The organism is Rhodococcus opacus (assembly GCF_012396235.1).
GTDB classification, from domain to species: Bacteria; Actinomycetota; Actinomycetes; order Mycobacteriales; family Mycobacteriaceae; genus Rhodococcus_F; species Rhodococcus_F opacus.
Map to the genome: position 1 here is coordinate 14,684 of NZ_JAAXPA010000018.1, position 14,769 is coordinate 29,452.

The following is a 14,769-nucleotide window of genomic DNA, read 5'->3' on the forward strand; positions in this document are numbered from 1 at the left end:
TGATCGGGTGCACACATTCGAGGTATGGGCCCCGATTCCGGAATCCGTTTCTGTGGAGGTCGACGGCCGACGCCACGACATGACCCCGTCACCGGACGGATGGTGGCGAGCCGACGTCGACGCGTCGCCGGATTCCCGGTACGCGTTCGTCCTCGACGACAGCGACACCCCGCTTCCCGATCCCCGGTCACCGCGCCAGCCCGACGGAGTCCACAGTCCGTCGCAGCTCCACACGCTCGACGAGAGCCTCTGGACCGACTCGCGGTGGACCGGGCGGCAGCTCGCCGGCTCCGTCGTCTACGAATTGCACGTCGGCACGTTCACCCCGGAGGGCACGTTCGCGGCTGCCGTCGCCAAGCTCGACCATCTCGTCGCCCTCGGCGTCGATTTCGTGGAACTGATGCCCGTCAACGGGTTCAACGGGACCCACAACTGGGGATACGACGGGGTTCTCTGGTACACGGTGCACGAGGGTTACGGCGGACCGGACGGTCTGCAGACCCTCGTCGACGCGTGCCACGCCCGCGGTCTCGGCGTGGTCCTCGACGCCGTGTACAACCACCTCGGACCGTCGGGAAACTACCTGGACCGGTACGGGCCGTACCTGGCGCAGGGCGCCAACACGTGGGGCCGGAGCATCAATCTGGACGGACCGGACAGCGGCGAGGTCCGCCGCTACATCATCGACAACGCGCTGCGGTGGTTCCGCGAGTTCCACATCGACGCGCTGCGCCTCGACGCGGTCCACGCGCTCGTCGACCACACCGCCACCCACCTTCTCGAGGACCTGGCCATCGAGACCCGCAGGCTGTCCGCGCACCTGAGGCGGCCGCTGACGCTCATCGCCGAGAGCGACCTCAACGATCCGCGCCTGATCACGTCGCGGTCGGCAGGCGGCTGCGGCCTCGACGCCCAGTGGGACGACGACGTGCATCACGCCATCCACGCCGCCGTCTCGGGCGAGAGACAGGGCTACTACGGAGATTTCGGTTCGATGGCCTGCCTCGCCGACACCCTGCGCCAGGGGTGGTTCCACGCGGGCACGTTCTCGACGTTCCGCGGTCGCACCCATGGCAGGCCGCTGGACACCCGCCGGACCCCGGCCAGTTCGCTGGTCACGTACACGTGCACGCACGATCAGATCGGCAACCGGGCGGTCGGCGACCGTCCCGGCACGTATCTCGATTCCGGGCAGCTCGCCGTGAAGGCCGCGCTCGTGCTGTGCTCGCCGTTCACGCCGATGCTGTTCATGGGTGAGGAGTGGGGGGCGAGCACCCCGTTCCAGTTCTTCACCTCCCACCCCGAACCGGAACTCGCGCGGGCGACGGCGGAGGGGCGTAAGGCCGAGTTCGCCGAGCACGGCTGGAGCACGGACGATGTTCCCGACCCGCAGGACCCGGAGACGTTCGAGCGGTCGAAGCTCGACTGGGACGAACTGGTCCGCGAACCGCATGCCCGGCTGCTCGACTGCTATCGCTCGTTGCTGCACCTCCGTCGGGACCGCGCCGAGCTGACGGATCCGTGGCTCGAGAACCTGTCCGTCGACTACGACGAGGCGGAGCAGTGGATCGTGGTGCACCGCGGTGCGCTTCGTCTCGCGTGCAACTTGGGCGCCGAACCGGTGAGCGTCCCGGTCGGCGGCTCCCCCGTGCTGTGGTGGGAGCCGCCGACTCAGGACGAGACTGCGTCGGCGACGGTGCTACCGGGTCACTCGTTCGTGGTGCTCGACAGCTCACCCTGACGGTCGCGCAGCATCCGCAGGACGAGGATGGCGGTCGCGAACAGGATCACGGCCGTCGCGCCGGCGGCGACGTGCATGCCGTCGACGAACGCCGACTGCGCGGACTCCAGGAACACCGACCGGGCCGCCTCGGGCAGGTGCTGGGCCTCCGCGACGGCGGCGCCGAGCGTGCCCTGGGCGGGCTCGACCTGTTCCGGCGGCAGCATCGACGTGTCGAGGCCGTTCCGGAAGATCGCCATGACGACGCTGCCGAGCACCGCGACGCCGAGTGCGATGCCGAGTTCGTATGCGGTCTCGGACACCGCGGAGGCGGCGCCGGCCCGTTCGGGCTCGACGGCGCTGACCACGAGGTCGGACGTCAGGGTCAGTGCGATACCGACACCGGCGCCTGCGAGGCCGAAGCCGATCACGAACATCGTCGGGGCGCCGTCCACACCGAGCGTGAGCATCAGTGCCGCACCCACAGCCGCGATCGCGAGACCGCCGCCGAGCACGTGCGAGGTGGCCCACCGGCGCACCATCCAGGCCGCCGCGAGTGCGGTAATCGCGCTCATCAGCATGCCGGGCAACATCAGCACACCGGATTCGAATGCGCTGTTGCCCAGCACCAACTGCAGGTACTGCGAGCCGAAGAACAGCACACCGGCCAGCGCGAAGATGGACAGCAGATTGGTGAGGACGGCGGTCGAGAACGCCGGCTTGGCGAACAGGCCGATGTCGATCATCGGGTCCTTCATCGCCTTCTGCCTGCGTACGAACACCACACCGGACACGACGCCGACGAGTCCGACGACGAGGAGCACCGGGTCGACACCGTGCACCACGGTCTCCTTGACCGCGTACACCAACGGCAGCATCGTCGTCATCGACAGCGCCGCGCTGAGCAGGTCGAAGCGTCCCGGGGCGGGGTCCTTCGACTCGGGGATCACGAGCGGTCCCACGGCGATCAGAACCAGCATCACGGGGATGTTGATCAGGAACACCGAGCCCCACCAGAAGTGCTCGAGCAGCCAGCCGCCGATCAGCGGGCCCGCCGCGGTGCCGCCACCGGCCATCGCACCCCACACGCCGATGGCGAGGGTCCGCTGGCGCGGGTCGACGAAGATCGTGCGGATCAGACCGAGTGTCGCGGGCATCAGCGTCGCACCCGAGATTCCCTGCAGAACGCGGGCCGCGATCAGCATCTCGGGTGTCGGCGACCACGCCGCGATCAGCGAGGCGATGCCGAATCCGGCGGCGCCGAGGAGCAGCAGGCGACGCCGCCCGATCCGGTCGCCGAGCGTGCCCATCGTGATGAGCAGGCCGGCGAGGACGAACGAGTAGACGTCGATGATCCACAGCAGCTGCGTGCTGCTGGGTTCGAGGTCGGCGCTGATGAACGGCAGTGCGAGGTCGAGCACGGTGCCGTCGACGGCGATCAGGAGGACGGCGAAGGCCAGGACGACCAATCCGAGCCAGTCTCGGCGTGATGCGGAGGACTGACCTGGCGCGCCGTAGGCGTCGTTGATCCCGCGATCCGTGGAGACAGACATTTATCTTCCTGCGACTTTCCGATTCGAGAGACTGACACGGTGATGAACCGTCCAGCCGGTACAGTTCCGTTAAATTACCGTGAACCGTCCGGACGGTAAAGTTATTTCCCGGGTACAGTCCCTCTTCATGGCTGCCGGTACGCGCGATCGAATACTCGACGCCCTCGAGAAGCTGCTGCTCGACGTGGGGATAGCCCAGGTGACCCTCGAAGCGGTCGCTACGGAGGCCGGGGTGTCCAAAGGCGGACTGCTCTACCACTTCCCCAGCAAGGAAGCGCTGCTCGCCGCCATGGTGCGCCGGCTCGGCGAACGGGCGGACGCCCAGCTCGCCGACGCCGTCTCCGGCGGCACCTCGCTGTCCGAGTGGTATCTGCAGGTTCCCGACGCGAGCACCACCGAGGAACTCGCCCTCTATCGTTCGACCATCGCCGCGCTACGGAGCGTCGACGGTCAGCACGACGAGATCCAGAAAGCCGTCACCGAGGTGATGCGCGGCTGGGACGAAGGTCTCCAGAGCGAGATCGACGACCCCGTGCAGGCCGAGATCGTGCGGCTCGTCGGCGACGGGATCTACCTGTCCGCACTGCTCGGGCTCCCCATGCCCGAGCCCGAGCTGTACAACAAGGTGGTCGCGCGGCTGCTGCAGAAGTAGCGGCTCAGGTGAGGTAGCGGTACGCGGGGCTCCCCGGCTCCAGGCGTTCCACCTGCATCCGGGACTGCTCCATCCGCTCGAGCAGGTCGCCGAGCCCCTCGGCCTTCCCCAGCTCGATACCCACCAGGGCGGCACCGGTCTCCCGGTTGTTGCGCTTCACGTACTCGAACAAGGTGATGTCGTCCTCGGGCCCGAGCACCTCGTCCAGGAAGCGGCGCAGCGCGCCCGGCTCCTGCGGGAAATCGACGAGGAAATAGTGCTTCAGGCCGAGATTCACCAGCGAGCGTTCCAGGATCTCGCCGTACCGCGAGACGTCGTTGTTGCCCCCGGAGATCAGGCACACCACCGTGGAACCCGGCTCGAACGTGATGTTGCCGAGGGCAGCCACCGACAGGGCGCCCGCGGGCTCCGCGATGATGCCCTCGTTCTGATACAGCTCGAGCATCGTGGTGCACAACGCACCTTCGTCGAGGTTGGCCATCACGAAGCTCTCGGGATCGAGCCGGATCGTGGTCGACCGGTCGGACTGGCCCAGCGACGTGTGCGTCGCGACCTCGGCGCCGAGGGCGGACACCACGGCGTAGGGAAGGTCGCCGACCCGCTTCACCGACGCGCCGTCGACGAACGGGTCGATCTCCGTCAACGTCACGGGCCCACCGGCCACCAGGGCCGCCGTCATCGACGCCGCCCCCGTCGGCTCCACCCCCACGATGGCCGCATTGGGTGCGTGCGCACGCAGATACGTGGCGATGCCGGCGATGCATCCGCCGCCACCGACCGGGACCAGCACGGAATCGGGGGCCGCACCGAGCTGCGCGAGGATCTCGGCGGCGATGGTGCCCTGTCCGGCCGCGGTACGGGCGTCGTCGAACGGCGCCACCATAGTCGCGCCCGTCCGCCGCACATCGGCCGCGGCCGCAGCGGCAGCGGCGTCGTACGTCTCCCCCGTCAGGATCAGCTCGACGAACTCGCCGCCGTGCGCGCGGATGCGGTCACGCTTCTGCTTGGGGGTGTTCGACGGAACGTAGATGCGGCCCGTGATTTCCATTGTCCGGCAGGCGAATGCGACGCCCTGCGCATGGTTGCCCGCGCTGGCCGTCACCACTCCGGCCGCACGCTCGCCGGCATCGAGCTGGGCCATGAGGTTGTAGGCGCCGCGCAGCTTGTAGGAGCGGACGACCTGCAGGTCTTCGCGCTTGAGGTAGACGTTCGCGCCGGTCAGCGACGACAGGCGCTCGCTCCGCTGCAGCGGGGTCGCGTCGATCACGTGGGAAATTCGCTCGATGGCAGCGTCGATGTCGCCCACTGTCAGGGGCGAGGTGATGTTCTGGGCTGCGGTATCGGGCGATGTGGACACCCGGATATGTTCCCACTCTCCAGCCATGGGATACCAGTCGGGTTCAGCCGCGCGGATCGAACTGGGACGGTCGCGGCACGTTGCGGACATTCGACTTCGCCATCTTCACGGCCTCGCCGACACCGCCGTTCATCACCATCTTCGACAGCGCCAACGCGAAACCGGTGACCTGCCCGCCCGTGATGGTCGGCGGCAGCGACAACGCCAGCGGGTCGGTGACCAGATCGACGAGCGCCGGTCCGTCGTGATCGAACGCCTGCCGCAGACCCGATTCGATGTCGGCCGGATCCTCGATCCGGCGGGCGAAGATGCCCAGTGCCGACGCCACCGCCGAGTAGTCGACGGGCGCGACGTCCACCCCGAAATCCGGCAGCCCGTCCACCAGCATTTCCAGCTTGACCATGCCCAGAGTGGAATTGTTGAACACCACGATCTTGACCGGGAGCCGGTACATCGCGACCGTCACCAGTTCTCCCAGCAGCATCGACAGCCCGCCGTCGCCCGACACGGAGACCACCTGCCTGCCCGGCGCGCACACCTGGGCGCCGATCGCGTGCGGCAGGGCGTTCGCCATCGATCCGTGCAGGGCCGAGGACAGGAAACGCCGCGACCCGTTCGGCGTCAGGTAGCGCGCCGTCCAGACGTTCGACATTCCCGTGTCGGTGGTGAAGATCGCGTCCTCGGCGGCGAGGTCGTCGAGGATCGACGCCGCATATTCCGGGTGGATCGGGATGCGCTGCTTCGCGGGTTTCGTGTACGCACCGACCACTTTGTTCATCAGCGTCCGGTGCTTCTCGAGCATGTCGTCGAGGAATCGGCGATCGTCCTTCCGCCGGATCAACGGGGCTAGGGCACGCAGCGTGCTCGCCACGTCGCCGTGCACGGCCAGGTCGACGTTCGTTCTCCGGCCGATTCGCTGTGCGGCCCAGTCGATCTGCGCGGTGCGGACTCCGTCGGGCAGGAACTGGTTGTACGGGAAGTCGGTTCCGACGAGCAGCAGGAGGTCGGCGCCGTGCATGCCGTCGTGGGCCGCCCCGTATCCCAGCAGTCCCGTCATACCGACGTCGAAGGGGTTGTCGTACTGAATCCATTCCTTCCCGCGGAGCGTGTGGCCGATCGGCGCACCGATCGCGTCGGCCAGGCTCAGCAGCTCCTCGCGAGCCTCCCGCACGCCCTCGCCGGCGAAGATCGCGACCTTTCCCGCCCCGTTCACGGCGTCGGCGAGCGCCTGCACGTCGGCCTGGTCGGGCACGATCGCCGGTACGCCGGTGTGCGGCACCGACGGCGCCTTCCCCTCGGCGGGGCGGTCCGCGATGTCGCCCGGAAGGGTGATCACCGCGACACCGGACAGCGCGGTCGCGTGCGCGATGGCGGACGCCGTCACGCGCGGCGCCTGGGCGGGACTGCCGATCAGCTCCGCGTACCGGGAGCATTCGACGAACAGGCGGTCCGGGTGGGTCTCCTGGAAGAAGCCGAGACCGATCTGCTCGCTCGGGATCTGCGCCGCGATCGCAAGTACGGGCGCCCCCGAGCGGTCCGCGTCGTAGAGACCGTTGATCAGGTGCAGATTTCCCGGACCGCACGAGCCGGCGCACACCGCCAGTTTGCCGGTGACCTGCGCCTCCGCTGCCGCGGCGAACGCGGCGGCCTCCTCGTGACGCACGTGGATCCAGTCGATTCCACCCTTCGCCGCGCCACCCGACCGCCGGACCGCGTCGACGACGGGATTGAGACTGTCGCCCACGATTCCGTAGATCCGCTGGACGCCGGCGTCCTGTAATTGACGTACCAGCTGATCGGCAACGGTTTTCGCTCTCATCGGGCCTCCGGTCGGGGGACGGTCGAACGGCGAAGGACAGCGGCAGTGCGGGCGTCAGGCGGGTTCGAGCACGAACACCGGGATCTCCCGATCGGTATTCTTCTGATACTCGGCGTAGTCCGGGAACGCGGCGACGGCGCGGTCCCACCAAGCGGTCTTCTCCTCGCCCGTCACCTCACGGGCCACCATGTCCTGTGTGGTCGAGCCGTCGCGGAGTTCGACGTGCGGCTCGGCCTTCACGTTGTAGTACCAGACCGGGTTCTTGGGTGCGCCGCCGAGCGAGGCGACGATCGCGTACGTCCCGTCGTGTTCGACACGCATCAACGGCGTCTTGCGGAGTTTGCCGGATTTCGCGCCGCGCGTGGTCAGCAGGACGACGGGCCTGCCGCCCAGCGTCGTGCCCTCGGCTCCATCGGTGGATTCCATCAACTCGGCCTGATCTGCTGCCCACTTGGACGGACTGGGCTCGTATTCACCTGTGAGTGGCATGCGTCCAGTCAACACCTGATCCGCGACAACGCGCCACCGATTCCACCGAACGAGCGCACATGCGAAGAACCGCATCCGATTGTTCGTTGCGCCGAACTCCGGGTTCCGAGTACCCTGATCCCACGCGGGGGACGTCCGCTCCCCCGACCCGCGCCAGTGAGGTGACCTGCGATGACGACACACGACGCATGGGTGCGCCGCGAGGTTCGCCGCCGCGGCCCCGCCCGGACCGTCGACATCGCCGGCGCCGAATGGCCCCTCTACAAGCTCGAAGCGCTGGCCGTCGCTCTGCTGGTCTTCGTCACGATCCTCGTCGTCACCCAGACGCTGCAGGCGGCCGTACTCACCGCCGCCGCGGTGGCCGTCGTGGTGTGGTGGGCGCGGCGCCTCTTCCCGCCGCGCCCCTAGCCGTCACACGGACAGGCAGCTCGGTCCGAGCAGCGCCTTGAGATCGCCCATCAACGCCGACGACGGTTCCACCCGGAGCACGTCGTCGACCTTCCACAACGTGACCTCGGTGCCGCCGATCAACCGCACGTGGACGTCCGACGTGCCCGGATGGCGCGTGAGCACCTGACGCAACGCGCCGATCTTGTCCTTGGTGCACTGACGCAGCGGCAGACTGACCGCCAGCGGCTTCGCGACCCCCACTGCCGAGAGATCCGGCACCGCAAGGTCGTTGGCGATGAGTGAGATCCGATCGTCACGAATCGACACTCGCGCCTTGACGAGCACGACGGAGTCCTCCGTGACATCCATCCCGTAGACCGAGTAGGCCTGCGGGAAGAACAGCACCTCGATACCACCGGTCAGATCCTCGAGCTGCGCGGACGCCCAGGTGAGACCGTTCTTGTTGATCCTCCGGTTCACCGACGCGAGGATCCCGCCGACGGTGACCTGGGTGCCGTCCTTGATGTCGCCTTCGAGGATGGTCGGGATCGCGGTGTCGGACTGCGCCGACAGCACGTGTTCGACGCCGTTGAGCGGGTGCCCGGACACGTACAGTCCCAGCATTTCCCGTTCCAGCGCCAACCGGTGCTTCGAGTCCCACTCTTCCTCGGGGATCTTCACGTTGAACACCGAGGAGATCGACTCGTCGGCGTCGTCGCCGCCGAAGAGGTCGAACTGTCCGATCGCCTCCGCCTTCTTGGTGCCCATCACCGCGTCGATGGCGTCGGCGTGGACGAGCATGAGTCCCTTGCGCGGATGACCCAGCGAGTCGAACCCGCCTGCCTTGATCAGCGATTCGGTGACCTTCTTGGAGCAGGCGGCGGCGTCGATCTTGTTGAGGTAGTCGGAGAAGTCGACGAACTTGGACTTCTCCTTGCGCGCCTTGATGATCGAGCCCACGACGTTGGCGCCGACGTTGCGGACGGCGCCCATGCCGAACCGGATGTCCTCACCGACGGAGGCGAAGTTGACCTCCGATTCGTTGACGTCCGGCGGCAGCACGGTGATACCCATCTTGCGGCAGTCCGCGAGGTAGATGGCGGCCTTGTCCTTGTCGTCACCGACCGAGGTGAGCAGACCGGCCATGTACTCGGCCGGATAGTTGGCCTTGAGGTACCCGGTCCAGAACGACACCAGGCCGTACCCGGCCGCGTGCGACTTGTTGAACGCGTACCCGGCGAACGGGAGGATGGTGTCCCACAGCGCCTTGATGGCGGGCTCGGAGAATTCGTTGGCGAGCATGCCCTCGCGGAAGCCGGCATACGCCTCCTCCAGCACCGAGAGCTTCTTCTTACCCATGGCTCGGCGGAGAATGTCGGCCTGTCCGAGCGAATACCCGGCCACCTTCTGAGCGATCTGCATGATCTGCTCCTGGTAGACGATCAGGCCGTACGTGTCGGCCAGGATCTCCTTCAGGGGCTCCTCGAGCTCCGGGTGGATGGGTTTGACCTCTTGCCGCCCGTTCTTGCGGTCGGCGTAGTCGTTGTGCGCGTTCATGCCCATCGGACCGGGCCGGTACAGAGCGAGCACCGCGACGATGTCTTCGAAGCCGGTGGGCTGCATGCGGCGCAGCAGGTCGCGCATCGCGCTCCCGTCGAGCTGGAACACGCCGAGAGTGTCTCCGCGGGAGAGCAGTTCGTACGTGGCCGGGTCGTCGAGCGCGAGGGTGTCGAGATCGAGGTCGATCCCCCGGTTCGCCTTGATGTTGTCGATGGCGTCACCGATGACGGTGAGGTTCCGCAGTCCGAGGAAGTCCATCTTCAGCAGGCCGATGGCCTCGCACGACGGGTAGTCCCAGCCGGTGATGATGGCACCGTCCTGGGCGCGCTTCCACACGGGAATCGCGTCCATCAGCGGTTCGGACGACATGATCACCGCGCAGGCGTGAACGCCGGCGTTACGGATCAGGCCCTCGAGCCCCTTGGCCGTCTGGTAGATCTTCGCGACGTCCGGGTTGGAGTCGATGAGGGCGCGAACCTCCACCGCTTCCTTGTAGCGCTCGTGGTTCGGGTCGGTGATGCCGGAAACCGAGATGTCCTTGGCCATGATCGGCGGCGGCAGCGCCTTCGTGATCTGGTCGGCGATCGCGAAACCGGGCTGGCCGAACTGGACTCGGGCGGAGTCCTTGATGGCCGCCTTCGTCTTGATGGTGCCGAACGTGATGACCTGGGCGACGCGGTCGCTGCCCCACTTGTCCGTCGCGTAGCGCACCATCTCGCCGCGACGGCGATCGTCGAAGTCGATATCGATATCGGGCATGGAGACGCGTTCGGGGTTCAAAAACCGCTCGAACAGCAGGCCGTGCGGGATGGGGTCGATGTTGGTGATGCCCATCGCGTAGGCGACGAGCGAACCGGCCGCCGAGCCTCGGCCGGGGCCGACGCGGATGCCGACCTCCCGCGCGTGGTTGATGAGGTCGCCGACGACGAGGAAGTAGGCGGGGAAACCCATTTCGAGGATGACGCCGATCTCGTAGTCGGCGCGGGCGAGGTACTCCTCGGGCGGTCCGTCGGGGAACCGGCGGTCCAGTCCGCGCATGACCTCCTTGCGCAGCCAGGTGCCCTGCGTCTCGCCCTCGGGGACCGGGAAGATCGGCATCCGGTCGTGGTGCGCCCACACGTCGTCGTACGACTGGACCCGCTCGGCGATCAGCAGTGTGTTGTCGCACGCGCCGGGCACTTGGTCGTCCCACAGCGCGCGCATCTCCGCGGCCGGCTTCAGGTAGTAGCCGTCGCCGTCGAACTTGAACCGGGTGGGGTCGGACAACGTCTTACCGGTCTGGATGCAGAGGAGCGCCTCGTGGTTCTCCGCGGCTTCCTTGGTGACGTAGTGGCAGTCGTTGGTGGCGAGCGGCGGAATCTCGAGCTTCTTGCTGATCTCGAGCAGGCCCTCACGCACTCGTCGCTCGATCGACAGTCCGTGGTCCATCAGCTCGAGGAAGAAATTGTCCTTGCCCCAGATCTCCTGCCACTTGGCGGCGGCCTCGAGCGCCTCGCGGTCGTGGCCGAGTCGCAGCCGGGTCTGGATCTCACCGGACGGGCAGCCCGTGGTCGCGATGATGCCCTCGTGGTGGGTGGCGATGAGCTCTTCGTCCATCCGCGCCCACTTGCCGAGCTGGCCCTCGATCGACGCGAGCGAGGACAGCTTGAACAGGTTCCGCAGACCGGTCGCGTTCTCCGCGACCATCGTCATGTGGGTGTACGCGCCGCTACCGGAGACGTCGTCGGACTTCTGGCTGCGGTCGCCCCACAGCACGCGCTTGGTGTTGAAGCGGGACTCGGGCGCGATGTACGCCTCGATGCCGATGATCGGCTTGATGCCCTGCTTCTTCGCCACGTTGTAGAACTCGCTGGCGCCGTACATGTTGCCGTGGTCGGTCATGCCGACCGCCGACATCCCCAGTCGCTCGGCCTCTTCGAACAGGGGGCCGACCTTGGCCGCACCGTCGAGCATCGAGTACTCGGTGTGATTGTGCAGATGTACGAACGAGTCAGCCACGTGCGCCTCTCTGAAGGTCTGGGAGCCTCACGAGTGTAGGCCCTCGGACCGACAGCACCGGTCGCCGACGGCGGATGTCGGAGAAGTCGTGACGCGAGTTACTGGACGGGCGCCTGGGACGGTTCGGTATTTCGCCGCTCGCGCCGGACCCGTACCAGCGCATCGGTACTGAAGATCGCGAGTGCCACCCAGATCAGCGCGAAACCGATCCACCGCGACGCGGGCATGTCCTCGTGGAGAACGGCGACGCCCCACGCCATCTGCAGCGCAGGCGTCAGGTACTGCAGCATGCCGAGTGTGCGCAACGGCACCCGTTGCGCGGCCGCGCCGAACAGCAACAGCGGCAGCGCGGTCACCGGTCCCGCGGCCAGCAGCAGCAGGGTGTGACCGATCCCGAACCCGAGGAACGTGCCTGCCCCGGTGAGGGCGAGGAACACGAGGTAACCGATCGCGACGGGCGCGGCCACGATTCCCTCGGCGGTCAGGCTCGTCCGCGGGTCGAGCGGCATCACCTTCTTGCACAGCCCGTACAGGGCGAACGACGCGGCCAGGGTCAGCGCGATGTACGGCGGATGCCCGTAGTCGACGGTGATCACGATCACCGCGGTTGCGGCGAGCGCGAGCGCGACGATCTGGGCGGGGACGAGCCGTTCCCGGAAGATCACGACCCCGAGTAGCACGCTCACCAACGGGTTGATGAAGTAGCCGAGCGCGGTCTCGACCACCCGGTCCGAGGTGACCCCGTAGATATAGGTGCCCCAGTTCACCGCGATGGCCGTCGACGCGGCCGAGACCAGGAGCCAGGTGCGCACACTCAGCCCGCGCAGCGACCGGAGCCGGCCCGAGACCGCGAGGACGACGAACATGAGCGCGAGCGTCCACACCACCCGGTGCGCGAGGATCTCCACCGACCCGGCCGGGCCGAGCAATCCGAAGAACGCCGGGAACGCGCCCCACAGCACGTAGGCGCCGACTCCGCAGGCGGCGCCCACGGTTTCCGCCTTCCTCGCCTTCACGAACCGCTCCCCGGGACGATGCCGTCGTCGGGGCCGGGCGCGACGATCTCGACCTGCTCCGGCAGCAGCGGGCGCACGGCGAACCGCCCGGCGACGGCGTCGGCTCCGAGTGCCTCGACCGCCCGGACGTCCGGGGCGGACCGCAGCGCGGTGAGGGCTTCGTGATCACCGCGGACGACGACACCGATCACGCACGCGCAGTTCCCGGCGAGTTCCTCCGACGACACCGCCGCGATCTGCGCCTGCCGCTCCGTTTCGCCCGTCATCGCCTGGGCGCGTCCGGCGGCCAGGACGCTCGCCCGTGCGAGCGCCGCATCGCCTGCCGCGACGGACACGGGAACGAGGGGGGTCTGCACCCGGTCCAGGGGCACACGGAAGAGAACCTGCGACACCCGGGTGCCGGACGCGGCGTCCCGGACGACCTCCGTCGTCACCGGACGCGTGAACGAGACCAGCGCCCAGTGCTCGCGGCGCGCGTCCGGCGCGTCGAGCGACCGGTCCGCCCGGGCCAGGTAGTCGGCCACCACTTCCCCGTTGTCCGGGCCCAGCGTGTCCGTCGACACGGGCGCCCGGCGGACAGGGTGCAGTACTCCGAGCACGACCGTCACCGCGATCAGGGCGACGGCGGTGAGCACTGCCGGCACCGCGGTACCGCCCGGGTACGGGCGCCTCACCTCAGCTCGCCCGCAGAACCCCGAGAGCGTCCTCGAGATCCTTCGGGTACTTGGACGTGATCTCGACCCACCGCCCGTCCGCGGGATGCGCGAAACCGAGCGACCGGGCGTGCAGCCACTGCCGCTCCAGCCCGAGACGTTCCGCCAGCCGCGGATCGGCCCCGTATGTGAGGTCGCCGCAGCACGGGTGCCGCAGTGCGGCGAAATGGACGCGGATCTGATGGGTCCGGCCCGTCTCGAGGTGGATGTCCAGCAGGCTCGCCGCCTGGAACGCCTCGACCGTGTCGTAGTGGGTGATGCTGGGCTTGCCGTCCGCGGTGACGGCGAACTTCCAGTCGTTGCTGCGGTGCCTGCCGATCGGCGCGTCGATGGTTCCGCTGCTCGGATCCGGGTGACCCTGCACCAGCGCGTGGTACCGCTTGTCGATGGTCCGCTGCTTGAATGCGCGCTTGAGGAGGGTGTAGGCGCGTTCCGACGTGGCCACCACCATCACCCCGGACGTGCCGACGTCCAGCCGGTGCACAATGCCCTGGCGTTCGTGCGCACCGGACGTCGAGATCCGGAAGCCCGCGGCGGCGAGACCGCCGATCACCGTCGGACCGGTCCAGCCCACGCTGGCGTGGGCGGCCACACCCACCGGTTTGTCGACGGCGACCACGTCGTCGTCGGCGTACAAGATTTCCATGCCCTCGACGGGTTCCGCCTCGATGGTCAGCGGCCGCGGCGGTTCCGGCAGTTCCACCTCGAGCCAGGTGCCTGCGGACAGACGATCGGACTTGCCGACGGGTGCGCCGTCGACGAGCACCGAACCCTCTTCGGTGAGCTGAGCCACCGCGGTGCGCGACAGACCGAGCAGTCGAGCGAGGCCGGCGTCGACCCTCATCGCTTCGAGCCCGTCCGGGACCGGCATCGACCGTGTCTCCCTCACTTCTCTACCCCCTTACGTGTTCCGTCCGGTTCCAGCCCTATCAGTGTGAGCACGACGAGCAGGATCGCACCGCACACGATGCCGGAATCCGCCACGTTGAACACCGGCCACCAGCCGACGGACACGAAATCGACGACGTGACCCTGCATCACTCCCGGCGCCCGGAAGAACCGGTCGACGAGGTTGCCGAGGGCGCCTCCGAGTACCAGCCCCAGACCGAGCGCCCACCACGGCGACCGCAGCGTGCGGCCGATACGGACGACGCCGATCACCACACCCACGGCGACGAGCGTGAGCAGCCACGTCATGCCGGTGGCCATGGAGAACGCCGCACCCGGGTTGCGCACGAGCCGCAGCGAGACGATGTCCCCGATCAGCCAGACCGGCCGGCCGGGCTCGATGTTGGCGACGGCGAGGATCTTCGTCAACAGGTCCGCGGCCAGGACGGCACCGGCGATCACGAACAGCAGCAGCCTGCGCTGATGCTTCACCGGCCGGGGCGCTGCGGTGCCGGACGTGTCACCGTCGTTTCGGTCTTCTGCGTCGGTCTCGTTCTCTGCCGTGGGGTCTTGACTCACCCGTTCATCATCCACTACGGAGGCAAGCCTCCGTT

12 protein-coding genes are annotated in these 14,769 nt (G+C 68.0%); 3 read left to right on the plus strand and 9 right to left on the minus strand.

All coding sequences use genetic code 11. The features are described from left to right. The first annotated feature begins 7 nt into the window (after nt 1–7). Entirely contained in the window at nt 8–1,741 is a 1,734-nt protein-coding gene (treZ, locus tag HGB39_RS22890; protein WP_005563003.1) for a malto-oligosyltrehalose trehalohydrolase, read from the plus strand. Here the strand turns inward: treZ and HGB39_RS22895 are convergent. Further along, entirely contained in the window at nt 1,708–3,273 is a 1,566-nt protein-coding gene (locus tag HGB39_RS22895; RefSeq protein WP_005260249.1) for an MFS transporter, read from the minus strand. The genes treZ and HGB39_RS22895 overlap by 34 nt on opposite strands. 127 nt (nt 3,274–3,400) lie before the next feature. Here HGB39_RS22895 and HGB39_RS22900 point away from each other — a divergent pair, with 127 nt between their 5' ends. Continuing rightward, nucleotides 3,401–3,925, plus strand: a complete 525-nt coding sequence (locus tag HGB39_RS22900; protein ID WP_005260248.1) for a TetR/AcrR family transcriptional regulator — start codon at nt 3,401–3,403, stop codon at nt 3,923–3,925. A 4-nt stretch (nt 3,926–3,929) separates the two neighbouring features. Here HGB39_RS22900 and ilvA read toward each other — a convergent pair whose 3' ends face one another. Genes ilvA through HGB39_RS22915 form a run of 3 tightly spaced genes read right to left on the minus strand, consistent with a single transcriptional unit; the run spans nt 3,930 to nt 7,590 of the window. After that, entirely contained in the window at nt 3,930–5,282 is a 1,353-nt protein-coding gene (ilvA, locus tag HGB39_RS22905; RefSeq protein WP_039951284.1) for a threonine ammonia-lyase IlvA, read from the minus strand. Between the two features lie 43 nt (nt 5,283–5,325). Beyond that, nucleotides 5,326–7,101 (minus strand): pyruvate dehydrogenase, encoded by a 1,776-nt coding sequence (locus HGB39_RS22910; protein WP_064080911.1) that lies wholly within the window; start codon nt 7,099–7,101, stop codon nt 5,326–5,328. Nucleotides 7,102–7,155: 54 nt separating this feature from the next. Beyond that, nucleotides 7,156–7,590, minus strand: a complete 435-nt coding sequence (locus HGB39_RS22915) for a nitroreductase family deazaflavin-dependent oxidoreductase (RefSeq protein WP_005260240.1) — start codon at nt 7,588–7,590, stop codon at nt 7,156–7,158. Between the two features lie 171 nt (nt 7,591–7,761). On the opposite strand from HGB39_RS22915, the gene HGB39_RS22920 reads away from it, so the two are divergent. Beyond that, a complete protein-coding gene (locus HGB39_RS22920) occupies nt 7,762–7,998 on the plus strand; it encodes a hypothetical protein (protein ID WP_005260239.1) in 237 nt (78 codons plus the stop codon). Nucleotides 7,999–8,001: 3 nt separating this feature from the next. Here HGB39_RS22920 and dnaE read toward each other — a convergent pair whose 3' ends face one another. The 5 genes from dnaE to lspA form a co-directional block, all read right to left on the minus strand. Continuing rightward, nucleotides 8,002–11,538: a DNA polymerase III subunit alpha gene (gene dnaE / locus HGB39_RS22925; RefSeq protein WP_005260238.1), complete on the minus strand. Its 3,537-nt coding sequence runs from the start codon at nt 11,536–11,538 to the stop codon at nt 8,002–8,004. A 98-nt stretch (nt 11,539–11,636) separates the two neighbouring features. Further along, nucleotides 11,637–12,554, minus strand: coding sequence for an EamA family transporter RarD (rarD, locus tag HGB39_RS22930; protein WP_005574447.1), 918 nt, complete (start codon nt 12,552–12,554; stop codon nt 11,637–11,639). Beyond that, nucleotides 12,551–13,228, minus strand: a complete 678-nt coding sequence (locus HGB39_RS22935) for a hypothetical protein (RefSeq protein WP_005574448.1) — start codon at nt 13,226–13,228, stop codon at nt 12,551–12,553. Before HGB39_RS22935 ends, rarD begins: the two co-directional genes overlap by 4 nt. 1 nt (nt 13,229) lies before the next feature. Next, complete coding sequence (locus HGB39_RS22940) at nt 13,230–14,156, minus strand: RluA family pseudouridine synthase (RefSeq protein ID WP_005260233.1); 927 nt, start codon at nt 14,154–14,156, stop codon at nt 13,230–13,232. Next, the gene (gene lspA / locus HGB39_RS22945; protein ID WP_169694893.1) at nt 14,153–14,749 is read right to left on the minus strand and encodes a signal peptidase II; all 597 of its coding nucleotides are present in this window, start codon (nt 14,747–14,749) and stop codon (nt 14,153–14,155) included. Before lspA ends, HGB39_RS22940 begins: the two co-directional genes overlap by 4 nt. Nucleotides 14,750–14,769 lie beyond the last annotated feature (20 nt).

Coding starts and splice junctions, on each gene's coding strand:
- HGB39_RS22900 (WP_005260248.1), top strand. CDS start 3,401: ATGGCTGCCGGTACGCGCGATCGAATACTCGACGCCCTCGAGAAGCTG.
- HGB39_RS22920 (WP_005260239.1), top strand. CDS start 7,762: ATGACGACACACGACGCATGGGTGCGCCGCGAGGTTCGCCGCCGCGGC.
- HGB39_RS22915 (WP_005260240.1), bottom strand. CDS start 7,590: ATGCCACTCACAGGTGAATACGAGCCCAGTCCGTCCAAGTGGGCAGCA.
- HGB39_RS22910 (WP_064080911.1), bottom strand. CDS start 7,101: ATGAGAGCGAAAACCGTTGCCGATCAGCTGGTACGTCAATTACAGGAC.
- HGB39_RS22895 (WP_005260249.1), bottom strand. CDS start 3,273: ATGTCTGTCTCCACGGATCGCGGGATCAACGACGCCTACGGCGCGCCA.